Source organism: Rhizobium sp. LARHSG275, from assembly GCF_052871115.1.
In genome coordinates this window covers 1-789 of record NZ_JBIXJN010000064.1, presented here as the reverse complement: position 1 = coordinate 789, position 789 = coordinate 1, and the positions used below count along the sequence as shown (strand labels likewise).

Annotated in this window: 1 tRNA gene and 1 rRNA gene; both read right to left on the bottom strand. The window is 53.5% G+C overall.

Annotation, left to right across the window (positions count from 1 at the left end):
• Positions 1-105, bottom strand: a 23S ribosomal RNA gene (locus ACIPSK_RS33030); the annotation flags it as partial.
• Between the two features lie 592 nt (positions 106-697).
• A tRNA-Ala gene (locus tag ACIPSK_RS33025) sits at positions 698-773 on the bottom strand.
• Positions 774-789 lie beyond the last annotated feature (16 nt).

The following is a 789-nucleotide window of genomic DNA, read 5'->3' as shown; positions in this document are numbered from 1 at the left end:
GATCAAAGCTCATTCGCAGCTCCCCACGGCTTTTCGCAGCGTATCACGTCCTTCATCGCCTGTGCATGCCAAGGCATCCACCAAATGCCCTTACGACACTTAATCGTTCTCATTGCCAATGCTCATCCATATTTGGATTTGGCAGACCTTATCACTCGGCATACGCCTCGTGGGTGCCAAATCTGACCATCCGGACAACCTTGCGATTGCCGTGCGGTCAGTCCAAAAATCCGGTTACCTTTTACAACCGGATCGTTTCATGATGCCATTAACGTGTTCGACAGGGCTGCTTTATTGGAGCTACGCCGAGCAGCTCGCTTGCAGCCTGTCTTAAGACCAGCTTCTCGAGATGTGATCCGATACCGCGCGGTCAGGCAACGGTAATCCGATCGTCCGTCAGACGAAGCCCGAAGGCAACGAACAACACGCGATAAACCGCTATGCGGTTTACGCTGACGATCCAGAGCGACAAGCTTCCCACCTACCTCCAGTCCTTCACCCATATCCGGCCGGCTAGGCCATCCATGGGATCATCAGAACTGGGCTCGGACGCTTCGGGCAGAACCCAAAACACCTGGAAGCCTCCAGATCAATCTTCTCTTCACAATGTATGCAGAACACGCATCAGCTCATAAGCCGATGCAAAACCTTATTTTCTTCAAAAGACAAATGCCGTCAGCTTCAACACCAATCGATTTGGTGGAGCTGAGCGGGATCGAACCGCTGACCCCCTGCTTGCAAAGCAGGTGCTCTCCCAGCTGAGCTACAGCCCCTCCAGCTCGATCACCC